Source organism: Neobacillus ginsengisoli, from assembly GCF_030813055.1.
The window spans coordinates 13,860-28,152 of sequence record NZ_JAUSTW010000013.1 but is presented as its reverse complement, the minus strand read 5'-3'; the positions used below and the strand labels follow the sequence as shown (position 1 = coordinate 28,152).

At 33.7% G+C, this 14,293-nt stretch carries 20 protein-coding genes; 12 read left to right on the top strand and 8 right to left on the bottom strand.

Annotation, left to right across the window (positions count from 1 at the left end; all coding sequences use genetic code 11):
• Nucleotides 1-284 precede the first annotated feature (284 nt).
• A complete protein-coding gene (locus tag J2S10_RS25120; RefSeq protein WP_307413670.1) occupies nt 285-371 on the bottom strand; it encodes a YjcZ family sporulation protein in 87 nt (28 codons plus the stop codon).
• Between the two features lie 307 nt (nt 372-678).
• On the bottom strand, nt 679-822 hold the full coding sequence (locus tag J2S10_RS25115) for a YjcZ family sporulation protein (RefSeq protein ID WP_307413596.1): 144 nt from the start codon (nt 820-822) through the stop codon (nt 679-681).
• A 317-nt stretch (nt 823-1,139) separates the two neighbouring features.
• Between J2S10_RS25115 and J2S10_RS27560 the strand changes: the two genes are divergently transcribed.
• The gene (locus tag J2S10_RS27560) at nt 1,140-1,361 is read left to right on the top strand and encodes an IS3 family transposase (RefSeq protein WP_370876285.1); all 222 of its coding nucleotides are present in this window, start codon (nt 1,140-1,142) and stop codon (nt 1,359-1,361) included.
• 169 nt (nt 1,362-1,530) lie between these two features.
• On the opposite strand, the gene J2S10_RS25110 is transcribed toward J2S10_RS27560, so the two are convergent.
• The 3 genes from J2S10_RS25110 to J2S10_RS25100 all read right to left on the bottom strand — a co-directional run bounded on the left by J2S10_RS25110 (nt 1,531) and on the right by J2S10_RS25100 (nt 4,897).
• On the bottom strand, nt 1,531-2,754 hold the full coding sequence (locus J2S10_RS25110) for a two-component system sensor histidine kinase NtrB (protein ID WP_307413594.1): 1,224 nt from the start codon (nt 2,752-2,754) through the stop codon (nt 1,531-1,533).
• Nucleotides 2,755-3,383: 629 nt separating this feature from the next.
• The gene (locus J2S10_RS25105; RefSeq protein ID WP_307413592.1) at nt 3,384-3,635 is read right to left on the bottom strand and encodes a hypothetical protein; all 252 of its coding nucleotides are present in this window, start codon (nt 3,633-3,635) and stop codon (nt 3,384-3,386) included.
• Between the two features lie 227 nt (nt 3,636-3,862).
• Nucleotides 3,863-4,897: an N-acetylmuramoyl-L-alanine amidase gene (locus J2S10_RS25100; RefSeq protein ID WP_307413590.1), complete on the bottom strand. Its 1,035-nt coding sequence runs from the start codon at nt 4,895-4,897 to the stop codon at nt 3,863-3,865.
• Nucleotides 4,898-5,341: 444 nt separating this feature from the next.
• On the opposite strand from J2S10_RS25100, the gene J2S10_RS25095 reads away from it, so the two are divergent.
• Nucleotides 5,342-5,917, top strand: coding sequence for a GNAT family N-acetyltransferase (locus tag J2S10_RS25095; RefSeq protein ID WP_307413588.1), 576 nt, complete (start codon nt 5,342-5,344; stop codon nt 5,915-5,917).
• Between the two features lie 212 nt (nt 5,918-6,129).
• On the opposite strand, the gene J2S10_RS25090 is transcribed toward J2S10_RS25095, so the two are convergent.
• Entirely contained in the window at nt 6,130-6,351 is a 222-nt protein-coding gene (locus J2S10_RS25090) for a spore germination protein (protein ID WP_307413586.1), read from the bottom strand.
• A 161-nt stretch (nt 6,352-6,512) separates the two neighbouring features.
• Between J2S10_RS25090 and J2S10_RS25085 the strand changes: the two genes are divergently transcribed.
• From J2S10_RS25085 to J2S10_RS25045, 9 genes are all read left to right on the top strand, one after another.
• Nucleotides 6,513-6,734 carry a spore germination protein gene (locus J2S10_RS25085; RefSeq protein ID WP_307413583.1) on the top strand — a complete coding sequence of 74 codons (222 nt, stop codon included), beginning with the start codon at nt 6,513-6,515 and terminating at the stop codon, nt 6,732-6,734.
• 133 nt (nt 6,735-6,867) lie between these two features.
• Nucleotides 6,868-7,092, top strand: a complete 225-nt coding sequence (locus tag J2S10_RS25080) for a spore germination protein (protein WP_307413581.1) — start codon at nt 6,868-6,870, stop codon at nt 7,090-7,092.
• Nucleotides 7,093-7,638: 546 nt separating this feature from the next.
• Entirely contained in the window at nt 7,639-7,767 is a 129-nt protein-coding gene (locus J2S10_RS25075; RefSeq protein WP_307413578.1) for a hypothetical protein, read from the top strand.
• 664 nt (nt 7,768-8,431) lie between these two features.
• Complete coding sequence (locus tag J2S10_RS25070; RefSeq protein WP_307413576.1) at nt 8,432-9,037, top strand: hypothetical protein; 606 nt, start codon at nt 8,432-8,434, stop codon at nt 9,035-9,037.
• Nucleotides 9,038-9,341: 304 nt separating this feature from the next.
• A complete protein-coding gene (locus tag J2S10_RS25065) occupies nt 9,342-9,815 on the top strand; it encodes an SMI1/KNR4 family protein (RefSeq protein ID WP_307413573.1) in 474 nt (157 codons plus the stop codon).
• Nucleotides 9,816-9,899: 84 nt separating this feature from the next.
• Nucleotides 9,900-10,142, top strand: a complete 243-nt coding sequence (locus tag J2S10_RS25060) for a hypothetical protein (RefSeq protein WP_307413571.1) — start codon at nt 9,900-9,902, stop codon at nt 10,140-10,142.
• Between the two features lie 608 nt (nt 10,143-10,750).
• Nucleotides 10,751-11,191, top strand: coding sequence for a cell wall hydrolase (locus tag J2S10_RS25055; RefSeq protein ID WP_307413570.1), 441 nt, complete (start codon nt 10,751-10,753; stop codon nt 11,189-11,191).
• A 273-nt stretch (nt 11,192-11,464) separates the two neighbouring features.
• Nucleotides 11,465-12,262 (top strand): hypothetical protein, encoded by a 798-nt coding sequence (locus J2S10_RS25050; RefSeq protein WP_307413568.1) that lies wholly within the window; start codon nt 11,465-11,467, stop codon nt 12,260-12,262.
• 292 nt (nt 12,263-12,554) lie between these two features.
• Nucleotides 12,555-12,878 (top strand): hypothetical protein, encoded by a 324-nt coding sequence (locus J2S10_RS25045; protein WP_307413566.1) that lies wholly within the window; start codon nt 12,555-12,557, stop codon nt 12,876-12,878.
• A 211-nt stretch (nt 12,879-13,089) separates the two neighbouring features.
• Here the strand turns inward: J2S10_RS25045 and J2S10_RS25040 are convergent, their stop codons facing one another.
• Nucleotides 13,090-13,380 carry a GNAT family N-acetyltransferase gene (locus tag J2S10_RS25040; RefSeq protein ID WP_307413564.1) on the bottom strand — a complete coding sequence of 97 codons (291 nt, stop codon included), beginning with the start codon at nt 13,378-13,380 and terminating at the stop codon, nt 13,090-13,092.
• A gap of 31 nt (nt 13,381-13,411) precedes the next feature.
• Nucleotides 13,412-13,627, bottom strand: a complete 216-nt coding sequence (locus J2S10_RS25035; RefSeq protein ID WP_307413562.1) for a (4Fe-4S)-binding protein — start codon at nt 13,625-13,627, stop codon at nt 13,412-13,414.
• A 348-nt stretch (nt 13,628-13,975) separates the two neighbouring features.
• Between J2S10_RS25035 and J2S10_RS25030 the strand changes: the two genes are divergently transcribed.
• Entirely contained in the window at nt 13,976-14,170 is a 195-nt protein-coding gene (locus J2S10_RS25030; protein ID WP_307413561.1) for a hypothetical protein, read from the top strand.
• Nucleotides 14,171-14,293 lie beyond the last annotated feature (123 nt).

The following is a 14,293-nucleotide window of genomic DNA, read 5'->3' as shown; positions in this document are numbered from 1 at the left end:
CAACAGGATCTAAACAAAAAAACGAGGCATACCCCGTTGTTTTACTTATCTTTTTTTAACTTTTCTTTCAACGCTAGTGCCTTTTCAATAGCCCAAAGCGAAAGAGTCCAACATTAACCAGTTGGTAAACGCTTTCATTAGTGTTATACTGGTGATGGCTGCAAAAGCCGTCTGAAAATTACTACTCGGCTTGGATGATTGGCGCCATCGTCTACGTCGATAACAGGATGTATGAAAATATAAAAAACCCCTGGACTAAATTCCTAGGGCTTTTACCGAACTTTTTAGTAGAACATGAAAGAAACTCCAATGATAATAAGAAGAATGAACAATACTATGAATAACGCAAAACCGTGTCTTTCCTCACCCATAAACAAGAAACGTCTGCTGTATAAGCAAACGTTCTTAATAGGGTAATGTTTGTATGCCGTGTTACGATTTGGTGGTAGTAATAACATATGTACAAGAACTAAAATGGAATGGACAAGTGCTGATTTAAAGTAAATTAAAATAAGGCTTAACTTATTGGTTATTCCCTTGAACTTATGCATAAGCTAAAGTGTAGCCGAAGCCCCGTAGCTCCATAACCTTTCATTGCACATATACCTGAATAGTCTCAAACATAAAAAAGCCCTACAAGGGCTTTTTCATATTTTTAAGAAATGTAATTATTTATTACTAACAGGTAACTGCTCCAACGATGATTAACAAGATAAACAATACAACGATTAAAACAAAACAACCGCCGCCATAACCAACGCCATATCCATAACCGCCGCATCCGCAACCACCAAATCCGCCGTATCCACCATATCCAAACATTTCATAGCCCTCCTTTTATATTCAATCCTTATAAAATATGTTAAGAAATGAAGAATGGAAGGGCTCTTTCACTAGGGTTTTGCGCGGACAGCCCATAATTTACACTCCGCTATATCGGAATCACCGATGAGGAAATAGAGATGAGCATGAGCGGTTTCATTCTGTAACCATTAAGGCGAGGGTGACAAAATAAGAGCAGTTTACTTTAATTAAAATAATAAGCTCTATAATAGAGTTTTATTTGATTCCGTTAATATCTTATTTTTAAACATTGTAGCTGGGTTAAAGAGCTTAAGGAACACCATGTCATTCAAAATTTGTCACGAAAAGCAACTTGTCTTGATAATGCAGCAATGGAGGGTTTTTTTCACCTCTTGAAATGTGAGACAGTCTATCTTTACGATTACCAATCTTTTGAGGAAGTCTCCCAGGCTGCAGCAGATTGGATTAGTATCTATAACAACTATCGAATAAAAGAAAAACTCAGTGGTAAGAGTCCTGTAAAGTACAGGCTTCTTACCACCGAGGAAGCATCATAATATTTTTGTCCAGCTTTTTGGGGTCAGATCACGATGGCGGATTTTTTGTTTAATCAACTAAAGGGCAGTTTTATTTAAGTAGAAGTAATCCCTTGTTTCATATAAACCATAAAGAAAAAGGCTGGGCAAAGTTTGCTCAACCAAATTTGTTTTCATAAATGATGTTAGTTTATGAAGTAGGTTTAAATTTTACATAAAATATAGTTCCTGCTGAAGTAGATTTGCATTCAATTTTAGCATTATGACGTTGTACAATGCTATAACATATTGGTAAACCTAATCCTGTACCATTGGGCTTTGTAGTAAAAAACGGTTTAGAAATTTCCTCTATAAGCTCTTTTTTAATTCCAGTACCCTCATCTTGAATTGCTAAAGTGATAAAATCATCTGTAAAGTATGTTGAGATTGTTAATGTTTTCCCTTTGGACATTGCTTCACGTCCATTACGAACAAGGTTCAAAATTAACTGCTTTATTTCATTCTCATCGATAAATGCAAAAGGAATGTTAGGCTGTAGGTTAAGTTTAAAATTATGGTCTGATAATATAAAATTTTTTTCAATTAATGGAGAAATAGATAAAACTATATCGTTTAAGCAACACTTCTTTTTATTAATCCTTTTATTCTTAGATAGATTTAAAAATTCAGAAATGATGTCATTTATACGATCCATCTCATCGACCATTAGATTGAAAATATCTTTGGAATTTTCAAATTCTTTATTGTTTTGAAGGAATTGTAAGAATCCTTTAATAGTTGTCATAGGATTTCGTATTTCGTGTGCTAAACCTGCTGCCATTTGTCCGACTAAATTTAGTTGGTCTAGATGCCTTATTTGACTTTGTAATCTATCACGTTCTTCTATTTCAAGTTGAAGTTTTTTATTCAACTTTTCTAATTCAAGAGTCTTTTCACTGACTAATTTGGTTAAATGATTTTTATGATGTTGAAGTTCCTGTTCTGTCCGTTTTATTTCTGTAATATCTGAAATAACTACAACAGCACCCTCAATTCTGCCTTCAAAGTCATAAATGGGGGAAGCAGAATTTAGAATTGTTTTTAGTTTACCATCAAAAGATTGAATCTTTATGATTTCACCATAGGAACTTTCACCTTTTAATGCTCTTGAAGCTGCCCAATCATCCTCATTTAATTGTTTGCCTGAAGCTTCCCACCAAGCAATGTATTTTCTATAATCATAAACATTTTTAGCGGAAAAAGCATTCTCTCCCCATATTTCATAAACAATATCATTCATATGAGTGAATTCGCCGTCTTTGTTAATAATAAAAACTCCAATTGGAAGTGAATTAAGAACAGTTTCAAGTCGTATCTTTTCTAATAGTAGATCATTAGTTGGAGAGGTGCTAGTAAGAAGGGATCCTTTTTTCATTCTTCTTTAACTCCTTAGAAAGCGGTTTCTACAATAGATTATACCATTTTAGGAAAGTTAATTCTTTTGGTAATTAAATTGTGAAGTATTACACTTAAACTGATATGAAAATAAACTTCTACAAGGATAGGAAAATGGCAATACTAAAATAGACGCAGCTCATTCATTTTTTTTAAAAGAAGAGACGCCTGATAAAAGGTATTAAAGGAGTGGAATAAAGGATTAGGATGCTTCAAAAATAACCTAAGTTTTCTAGTCTTCGAACCGAATGTTGGACGATTGATGCTTGTCTTTGTTTATCAAAATAATCCTCGCCTAGGTCAACGTACATTTCTTTTCGGGTTAAAAGGTAATATGCGATTCGCAACATCACATGGGCTCTAACGCACCATAGTTCAGCGATCTTCCTCTCCCAGCCTTAGAATCAGTATTGACGGTTTAAATCCATTTTCATTCTTTGTGGTGAAGCGAAGGTTTTTGCGATTTATGGATGGCTAAAGGGGTGCTTTACCTAAAAAGTTGGGCATAAAAAAGGTGTTACCTTATCTGGTAGCACCCATTTTTATTATTTTAAGTCAGATTTATATATAGAAGTAAATTTAGTTAAATTATAACATTAAAAATAAGGGTTAGGCAATCTGAGAACTACACCCTGTACGAACTTGTTCCAATTGTAATAAATCATTTAAGGCTTGCTGATTAATCACTTCATTAAAATCAGAAGGTTGGTCTAAGGAAATTCCTCTCCGATTAGCAACAGAAATAATTATGCCTAATTCATAATACATATTTTTCGTAAGAATACCTTTTTCAATATTTTTAATAATTTCATTATAAAAGTGAATTAAAAACTCAACAGGTAACTTTTCATAGAAATTCATTATCTATTCACCTCAAACTTCAACGATTGTAAGCCTTTTCAAAAATTATACCATTATTGTTTTATTTAGGTTGTTAAAATTGTGTAAAAAATAAAAAACATTATGATTTTTTTATAGTAAAATATTAAAAAGATAGTAAAAACAAAATCCCTCACTTATTACCTTAATTCATGAGTGACTAAGGAAATAATTCTTAAAAAAACAAAAAGGAGCAAAGACACTGGATTTTAATGATTCGTGTCTTTGCTCTTTGTTTCTTGTTTTTTCGTTGAAAAATAATCGAGTAATCCTAAGTAAACCCCTTGAGCCACGTTATCATGGTAAGTAGAGCTTTCCACAACCGAATCATCTTGTTTATTTGAAAGGAAGCCAAGTTCAATCAGTGTACATGGTTGTGAATTGTTTCGTAAAACATCCAAGTCATCGAATCTTGTTCCATCATTATTTAATCCCGTTGTTTTAACAACCTCATTTAAAATATCCGAAGCTAAAAGGTAATCTTTTGATTTTTGATAGTAAAAATCAGTCAATCCATTTATTAATGGGTCATTTATCCAATTGTAATGAAAACTAATAAAAGCATCCGCATGGTTTTTGTTTGAGACATCTGCACGTTGTTGTAACGGAACATAAGTATCGTTTGTCCGAGTCATAATGACTTTGGCACCTGCATTTTCCAGCTTTTGGTCAACAATTTTAGCTGTTGCTATGGTCAATGTCTTTTCATATGTACCAACAATGCTTGTTGTCCCATCATCACTCCCTCCATGACCTGGGTCAAGCACAATGGTTTTCCCTTTAAGCGGCTCCTGAGTATTTTGTATGCTATCTGTTGATATTGTGGGTCCAGTAACAGGTTGTGTATTATTGTTACTAGCTTCGTCCTTAGAAATGTAATTTGTGTACACCCACCCTTGGATACCAGAAGAAGATTTAACTTTTGCCCATCCAGATTGTTCATCATTGACGGTTACTTTTGTTCCCAAATTTAATTTTCCTACAACCGAGCTAGATAAACTTGGTTGTTCTCGAACGTTTAAACCATTGACTCCTACGGTTGCTTCTAAATTTTCAGTTGGAGTAACTCGTTTGTGAGTTTTAGTTTTAAATTTAACCCTCGCCTGTTTAATGTTAACATTGAGAACCCATCCAGCTTGGGTGCTTGATAGTTTAATTTGATACTTTTGAGAAAGACCAACGAGGAAGGGTAATACAATAACACTAAGAATTGTTAGTACCTTAATTAGTCTTAAGTTCTTCATTTTGATTGCTATGTAACCTCCATGATTTTTTAAACTTTAAAACTAATATGGACAAGTATTTATCTGAATATAATTATTTTTTGAAAGTGAATAAAAATCTCGATAAATATTCCGTGATAAAAAGGTATTTTAATTGTTTTCTATTGCCGTTATTTCCCTTTTTTTATCGGCTCGCTAATTGAGTAAATATTAATTAAGTTTGAACTTCACAGAATTGCTACGGCATGTCTCTTTTCTGTGAATGTTAAGATTGTGAAGAATTATACTGATATGAAGTTTGTTTCCTCTTAAGCTAACGATTCACAACAAATGGACTGCTTCGGCATTCCTTTTGATAAAATGATCATTTGAAAAGATAATTTGGTATTAATTATAAAAATCAACACATACTTCTCTTATATTAAATTTCTAGGAAAAGTTATAACAATATAAGGGAGTAAATCTATGCATTGGTATGAAAAATTAAATCAGTATTTTCCGGTTGAAGAAATGAAATCAAAAGAACATATGGAAACACTCCTTAAAGAGCGTTCTAACATATATCATAAGGATGAGGGCTCTAATCACGTCCTTATGTATGCGGAATTTGACACATTTGTCTTTATTGATTACCTTTTCGTTTCGAAAAATGCCCGTGGACAGGGGCTTGGTCATAAACTGATGGAAAAAATGAAACGCAAAGGAAAACCAATAATCCTTGAAGTGGAACCAGTGAACTATAAAGACAGTGATACCGAAAAAAGGCTGCATTATTATAAACGGGAAGGGTTCGAGCACGCCCATTCCATTGGATATAGAAGACGTTCGCTGGCGACAAATGAGGTGAATCCTATGGAAATTCTCTATTGGGCACCGTACAATGAGTCTGAAGAAATGATTTTTCAAGCTATGAAAAAAACCTATGATATGATTCACACTTATAAGGATGAACACTTCTATGGAGAATCCTATCAGCCAGTTGATGAAGTGTTAACCTTTAATAAAAAGCCTTTAAATGAAAATATATTGGACAATCTATAAAAGAAGTAATTTTCTGAGCCTGGTAATAAATGAATCATTCTTTTTATTGACATAATTACCTAGTTGAAACACACTGGGATTTTTTTGATTTATGTATGGTTAACAAAATGTGGATTTTAACGCTACGTTATTTTTTTACATAAGCAAAGCCGGATTCCTGCTCGCTCACAGGTTCCGGCTTTGCTGATTGTGCACTTCTTTTTCCGCTTATTTTAGATATTTCCACTTACTGGTTGATCAAAGAGATCAACTGCATTCGTATTCGTTAAATTCGTACCAGTAAGAGTAAAATTGAAAACCGCAGTGTTGTTGGAACCTGCACCATAGGCAGCTTTTGAAGCCAGTTTGGGAGAAATAACTAGTGAACCGTCAAAATTAACGATTCCTCCTGCAATTTCATCTATTTCAATAGAACCTCGGTCATATCCAACCATTTTAATCACACTCCCTTATGAATTTATACTCTAATGTATGTCAATTAGTTTTATTATGTTTCATAGTATCTCTCGTTTTTGGGCAGTACCTCTAAAGAAGAAGAACAAGGACAGGGATAAAAGCATAGATTGAAATAAACTTAATGAAAGGATGCCAGCCAATGCCTGCAAATATTTTTGGACCCATACAAATTACTACCATCAGTGCAAATGGTGTGGTCGAATTTGGTGATAGCCTTATTGTCTCACCAAAAGTTGCATCTAAGACTCCTGTTGGAGCTGGGTCATTAAACACAGCGGTTTGGGTTATGACAAATACGGCTGTGAACAGTACAATTTTCATTGACTCCAATTTAATTGATCAGCCAATTTCGGGACTATAATTATAAAGTGCCATGCACCCCATCTCCATTCGGTTTCATACATCTCGTTTTTTAGTCGTACCCGAAAGAAGAACAAAGTCAGGGAGCAAAGCATAGGTTATTGAAAATATTTTTAAATGGGAGGTTGTTTCTAATGCCTGTAACTATTTGTGGACCCCTACAAATTCATAACGTCACTACAAATGCTATTGTCAAATTCGGTGATAGCTCTGTTTTATCCCCTAAGGATCAATCGAGGGTGTTTGCTGGGTCCGGAGCAATTAACTCAGCCTTTGGGGTTATGACAAATACGGCTGTGAACAGTACGAATTTTATTGACCCAGATGGAATTGATCAGCCGATTGTCAGAAATAATTAAAGCCATTAAGTACGTTTGGACTAATCACCCGACCTGGAAAAAAGTGAATGTCCCTGCCTTCGTTTACTTCACTCTTCAGAGCCCCCGAAATCTGAGGGCTTTTTTCCTTTTGAACATATACATATTAGGGAAGAACTAAACGCTGTTTTAGGAGATAAGGCGACTGCTGTTGCCTTATCTCCAAAAGGGTTTGCTTCCGGACCGGTGCCTGTATGGGCACGACAAAACTTGCACCAATCATATGATAAGGCATACAAAAGTGAAAGGGATGATGAAAGGGATGATGGAAGTAAGAGTGATGATACCATGACAATGGATGCCCGTATCCTATATAGGAACCGTAAAAAGGAGATGGCATATATCCTATGCCATTACTGGAACAACGGTAATGCTTTTTCTTATTGAAGTAACGGGGCAATATAATTTAAAAATAAAATTAATACATAATGAACCAAGCGAAAAAGCAATTGAAGATTTTAACGAATTATATTAAAATGGTTTTTCTGTTTGTATATTAGTGATATATCATAATCTGGAGGGGAAATAATGAGCAAAACAGAGGAATTGAAACAGGAATTGCAGGTCTTGACCAGTCGGCGTGATCGGATGCAGAAGAACCTTTATGAAGTGGAAAAACGTATTAATGAGATTGTTAATGAATTGAAAAAACAATAAACAATGGGAGCCTCCCTTTGTTTTTTACATATTAATTAGTAATGGTAAAAACGTAAAGTAAGGATTGTCTCCCTTAATATGCCACTTTAACTTCATTATCTTTTAAACGATACATTAATTAGCATTAAAAAAACTATTCAGTGCTTCTGATACCAGATTATCTAATCATAGTCACTAAGGGAATTCACTCATATCGGGGGCTTTCCTTAAATAGTTGGCTGCCACAAACGGCAGCCTTTTCTTATTAAGCTACCGGGCAGGTTAATTCAAGAATATGATATATTATATTTTCCCTAAATGAAGCGGTAGAGGTGTTTGGAAATGAAAAAGGTTTTTGTCTTAGATGGCAACAATTTTTCTAATTATAAAGGACTTTGCAAAGAGTTTTCAAATGTTGTTCTTTCTGGAAACATGTTGAGCAAACGTCTCAGGTTAGGTTAATAAAAATTAATAATTAAATAACTGGAAAATACTTGTATGTATGGTTTAATTTGAATCAAGGGTGAATAAAAATAATAAAACGGACTTATTGGAGGAGTCCTAGAAATTAAGTCAATCTTCAGATAGACTATTTAGTGGAAAAACAAAAGTGTTTACAGAGCTTCATGGGACCTTGGGTGAATACTTGTTTTTTTCAAAAATGTTTAATGTGAGGAGAATTTTTATGAACTTAGCATTAAAAAAATCAATACTTAAATGGGCTCTTGTAACTCTAGCTTTAATTCTTATTATGGGATGTTCAAGAAATAGCAGTCCGACAGGCGGTAATCAGAATCAAAAAAACACCACTACCAGCGGACAGCAAAACACCACTTCCAACAATTCAACCCCATCTTCTTCCACTTCCACTTCATCTGATGTATCAAAATCAATTGTCTATAAAAATACAAAATACGGTTTTAGCTTTAAGCTTCCTGCAAGTTGGAGAGGTTATTCAATTATAACTAGTCAGTGGGAGGGGATCGCTAATGAAAACGGCAGTACAGTAGATGAAACAGGTCCGATTATATCCATTAGAGATCCTAAATGGACTAAGGAAACCCCACGCCAGGACATCCCAATTATGGTATTTACAATTAACCAGTGGAACTCACTTAAGCAAGGAGTATTTCATATAGGAGCCGCTCCTGTGGACCCAACTGAATTGGGTCGAAATAATTATTACGTGTTTGCACTTCCTGCACGATACAACTATGCTTTTCTACCGGGATATGAGGATGTGGAAAAAATTTTAGCCGGTAATCCTTTACAGACAACCCAACTAAAATAAGGGAATTGGCTAAACAAGGAAAAATATTAATTGCAACTTATGGATTAATAGATTGAGTTTCTTATTAAGTTGATCAGATTGCTGGTTAGCTTTTTATACGTTAAAAATAGATCAAGACTCTATCTGCGGTTATCTGTAAAAAACTCTCTTCCAATGATGAAGGGGGTTTTTATTGTTTAAAGATTGTGAACAAATACACTTAAACTAAAGTGGCAGGTTAGTTCAACAAGGATTTTTTGATTAGCAGGATTTTGTTTGACTCAATCGAACTCTAAATAGATAAATTGAAATGGGAGTATGAAAAATGATAAATAATGAAATAATTATCGAAGCCAAAAGGCTTGTAGAAAGAATTAAGTTAAAATATCCCGATTTTGTTAGCAAAACGGCAAGCGAAAGAGAGTTAGCAAAATTAGAAAGAGAACTTAAAATAAAATTGCCAGAATGGTATATCGAATTATTTACAACTGTCCCTTTAATAGATGCTGAGTTAGGAATTCAAGAAGATGAACCAGATGAAGATTATGATGGGATTTCATATATTATATGGGGAGGTGTGGATGACATAATTGATGAAAGCAATAAATATGAACCTGGGATATCGGTATTAAAAGATGGATATGTTTTTTTAGCAAGTTGTTCCCACGGAAGCGGTGACCCTATATATATCAAACTAAGTTCAATGCAGCCAAGCGTATTTCGAATATATCACGATGATTTTTCTAAAAATCAATTAGCAGATGACCTTACTTCTTTGTTTAAGAATGCAATAATCTAACCAGACGGTACTACTCGTCTTTTTCAACTAACAGATGCTTGAGTTTAAGAAGGATAATGATAGCAGTAAAAGGGGAATACATATATGCCAGTACCAGAAATAAACCTAAAAGTGATAGAGAATATTGCTGACGAAAAAGATGAAATTTATAGAAATTATTTATATTCTATTGATGATATATATACTTTGTATTCAGTTTATATAAATGAAAATGCAGTAGCCGTGTGTAATATAAAGAAAACTGAAACTGGTTATCAAATTGTTGATTTTATAGGTTCTCATAGTGTTATTAAATTAATTGAAAAGAAAATTGAAAATTGGATGTGATGTCATTTTTATCGAGACCTGAGTTGATGACTTAGAGATTCAGGTTAGCAAGATTGTGAAGTTTTGTACTTATACAAACGGGTGCAAGAGTTTAAGATCAAGCCACCATTTTCGAGTTTTTTATTGTACAAACTAAGCAGTTTAATTCACTAAAGTTAACTTCTGAAAGGAATTGGTTTAATGAACAATTATAAAGTAGAAGCGTTAATTAGACTTATTATACTTTTCCTATCCTTGGCTTTCGGGCTTCTACTACACAAAGTTATATTTTTTATTATTGGTGCAATAATTTTGATTTTAGTATCGTTATATTTTAACAAGGTTAGAAAAAGATCCTCTAAAGAATGATTTTCCATAAAAACAAATGCAATAGGGATAGATTCTTTCTTCAACTAACGAGTGCTAATTCGGAAGATTAATGCTGCCAACATAATGGCGGCTTTTCTTATTGAAGTAACGGGGCAGTATAGTTGAATAAAGGTATAAAAAGAATGCAATAGTTTTCATTTTACTTAAAAACTGTAAGTTTTAAAAACTAAGCATTCTTATTATATAAACAATGACATGAATGTAGCCTTTTTTTCATACTATATTTTTGGGGTGGAAAAATGCCAAGAGTAAGTTACCGAAGTTCAGACGTTGACTTAATGGCAAGGATGATGAGAGCAGAAGCCGAAGGTGAAGGAAAACAGGGAATGTTATATGTTGGAAATGTAATTGTGAATCGTCTTGTAGCAAATTGTACAGACTTTAAAGGTTTAAGAACAATTAACCAAGTTATTTTTCAAGTACAAGGAGGAAATTTTTCCTTTGAAGCAGTTCAAAAAGGGAATGTATTTTATCAAAGAGCAAGAACTTCTGAAAGAAGATTAGCAAAACAGAATTTGGATTATTGGAGAGACCAACCAGCGAAATTTGCTCTTTGGTATTTTAATCCACATGCTCCATGCCCTCCAACATGGTTTGGTCAACCTCAATCTGGTCAATTTAAACAACATTGTTTTTATGAACCAAAACCTGGATTTTGTGATAGTGTTTATAGCGGTTAAGCTTACTCAAAGAGTAAGCTTTTTTACTTATTTAGAATATTTACACAAAATAAAATAAAACTTTTAGTAATAGTTTTTATCCAAGAATGCAAGATTGTGAAATATTGTACTTAAGCTAACGGGTGCTTTCCTTTAAGAGCTGTCTGCTGTGGCAGCCTTTTCTTATTCGACTAATGAAGCAGTTGAACAAGGAATTCCGTTTGTTGTGGAATATTTAACTCTAAAACTGTGAAAAAGCAACTTCAAAGGCAGATGTCTGGGGGAACATTTAATATGCGAATTCTGTCAACAATTTTTTGCATAGATGCATCCAATTATAAAAATGCTATTGATTCGATTCTAGATAGTTACAATCACGTCCTGAAGGAAAGAGACGGTACATTAGTGCGGATGTACTCGGACCTACCTGAGTATAACAAACTAAAAGATGAATTAATTTCAGTTGGTGTTGAGGTAGAAGAACGGAGACGTGTGGAATTTAGTAAGAAAGAGTTTGATTTGGCACCATTACTAGCTCTATATCCAACGTACCAAGATCTGAATCCTTATTCGGAAGTTCCTGATACATACTTTTCATCATCGTGTAATCAGTGTAATGCTTATATAAATCAAACTAACGACCTTATGATACGAAGGAACAGTGTTGGAAGCCGAGATTTCATTATGTCTTGGGAAGCTGAATTATTAGTTTCACCGAAAGTAAAACGGCTATTTGATGCAAACTCAGTTACTGGTATTAGTTACCGACCAGTGTATACGAAAAAGAATATACAGGAAATTGCCTATCAGCTAGTACCTCTTAATGAGCTTCCACCATTACAAACAATGTTAAACCCAGCAATAGACTGCTCCAATTGTGGATTCAAAAGTTTTGGGAAAGCAATGGACTCTGTTCTTTGTTACGGAGTTGAAGCTTGGGATAATTACAAAGACTTAAATTATACCTCGGAATATTTTGGTGAAGGGTACTTTCCTCGGCGTAAGATAATTATTTCGCAACGGGTTCGACAAATCCTTATCTCTTCCAAGGTACGAGGAATTAGATACGAACCTGTATGCATTAAAAACTAAGTACCGTGTGCAATAAAGATGAGTTCCTATTAGATGGTGGTCAAACGCTGAGTGTCTGGTTTGGGCAGGCATTATGATGGCTTTTTTATATGGCATGGAGTAGAGTTTGTGAAAAATTGTTCTTAAAGTAACGGGTGCTTTAGTGGAGTAAGATTAAGATAATCTATGCTCCTTAGGGGGTTAAAGAAAAAAATTAGCCCTCAATCAAGGGCCTAAATTATATTGTGGCCCCTCCTTTTTTCGATTCCAAGACAATTTCCAATGTTCTCTCAATACTTTTTGAAAACACTTTTTGAATTACATTTACACGACCTATCTCATTCAAATTCTTGAAAACGACTATCAAGCAGCTTTAACATTGAAATTTAAAATTCCCGAAGCATATCAGCATTTAATTGAGTCCAAATTAAAGGAATTACGAAGGCAATTGGTTGATTTAAAATCAAAAATGAAGGAATTAAGAATAAAAGTAGCAGATCCTGTTAGAGTTAATGAGGAGTTTATTGAGTACTCTTATTATCCGCACGGCTATCAAGGAAAGATGCGTTTTTGGGATGCTGCAATGGTATACGAAGGCACCAGAAGGTTAAGACAATTGTTTAATGTCCAATTATAAATAAATCAATAAAAACAAAGATTTGAATGTCGGTGTTTTTATTTAATCTCTAGGCATTTTAATAAATTGGTTGTCTCGTTATCGTAGCTTCTTCACTGGATCTCTTATACTAATTAGCAGTATGCCCTGATTTAGTGATTAGTCTAAGCTTGACCTTATTTTTTTGTCCAGTTAAGTGTAGTTGATTCAACGCATATATAATAAAATGGCATCAATTTGCTAGTACACCTTGATACTCTTCCTTACTTTCAAGAACACTTTTTGCGTAAGGACATACAGGAATAATATATAAGTTTTCATCTCTTGCATATTCAGCTATCTTGTTTACTAATTCTTTGCCTAATCCACGACCATTATGTCCCTCATATACAACTGTATGGTTTATAATAATTAAATTTCTTCCATTTACATCTTTTCCGCTTGGGATAAATTGAATTCTTGCAATAATTTCATTAGATTCCTCAATATAGAATTCATTCTTGCCCATTTTAATTTCAGTCATTTCCTCATTCTCCTAACTTTTTTAGTTCTGTTTATTTTTGCTCATAAGTAAGTGCTCTGCTTGGACAACGATCAATCACTTCCATAATTTTTTTAGCTGTTGCATTCTGTGGTGATACCCAAGGACTTTTCTGGGTATTGAATACACTTGGCAATCCCTTTACACATTCTGCTGCATGTTTGCAAATATTGGGTTTCCAAGATATTTTGATACCTTCAGCTCCATAAGTTTTAATATTTTCGCTCATAATATCCTCCTTCTAATAGATCTGTGGGAATAATAATTTTAAATTACTCTTAATTCTTCCTCTGATCTAAATTTCACAAAACTGTATGATGGGTTTTTACCAAAAAACGAGTCACTTGGTAGCAACATGATAAATTTTTGAAAAACAATATTAATTTAATAGTACTTTATTTTATGAGGAATCTCCAACATGAACTCCATATTTTCAATATGAAGATTGTACAAGACAAGAGAATTCGGATTTATGATTTAACCCTGTCTCAAAGTGAGATTTCAAAAGTATTAATTCTTCATGATATTGATATAGAAGAAATACAAAAACATTCAAGCACATTGGAAGACTATTTTTATGATCAAATCCATGGAGGTGGTAAAAGTGATTAAATTGATGGAGTTGGAATGGAGAAAATTAAAACAAAAAACTGTTATTAGTGAGATTATTATTTATTGTGGTATTATTATGTTTTTGCCAATGTTTTTCATCAAAATGGTAAATGTTGGTTTTGGCCAGAGTTATTCCACAATCATTCAACTTATTTTATAAAACCTAAAAAACGACTAGCGGAAAGTACTTTGTGAAATGTTTCACTTGAACTAACGTGGCAGTATAGTTGAACAAGAATAAGAAGCCGATAGAAATATTAATCACATTTAAAGGGAAGGATAA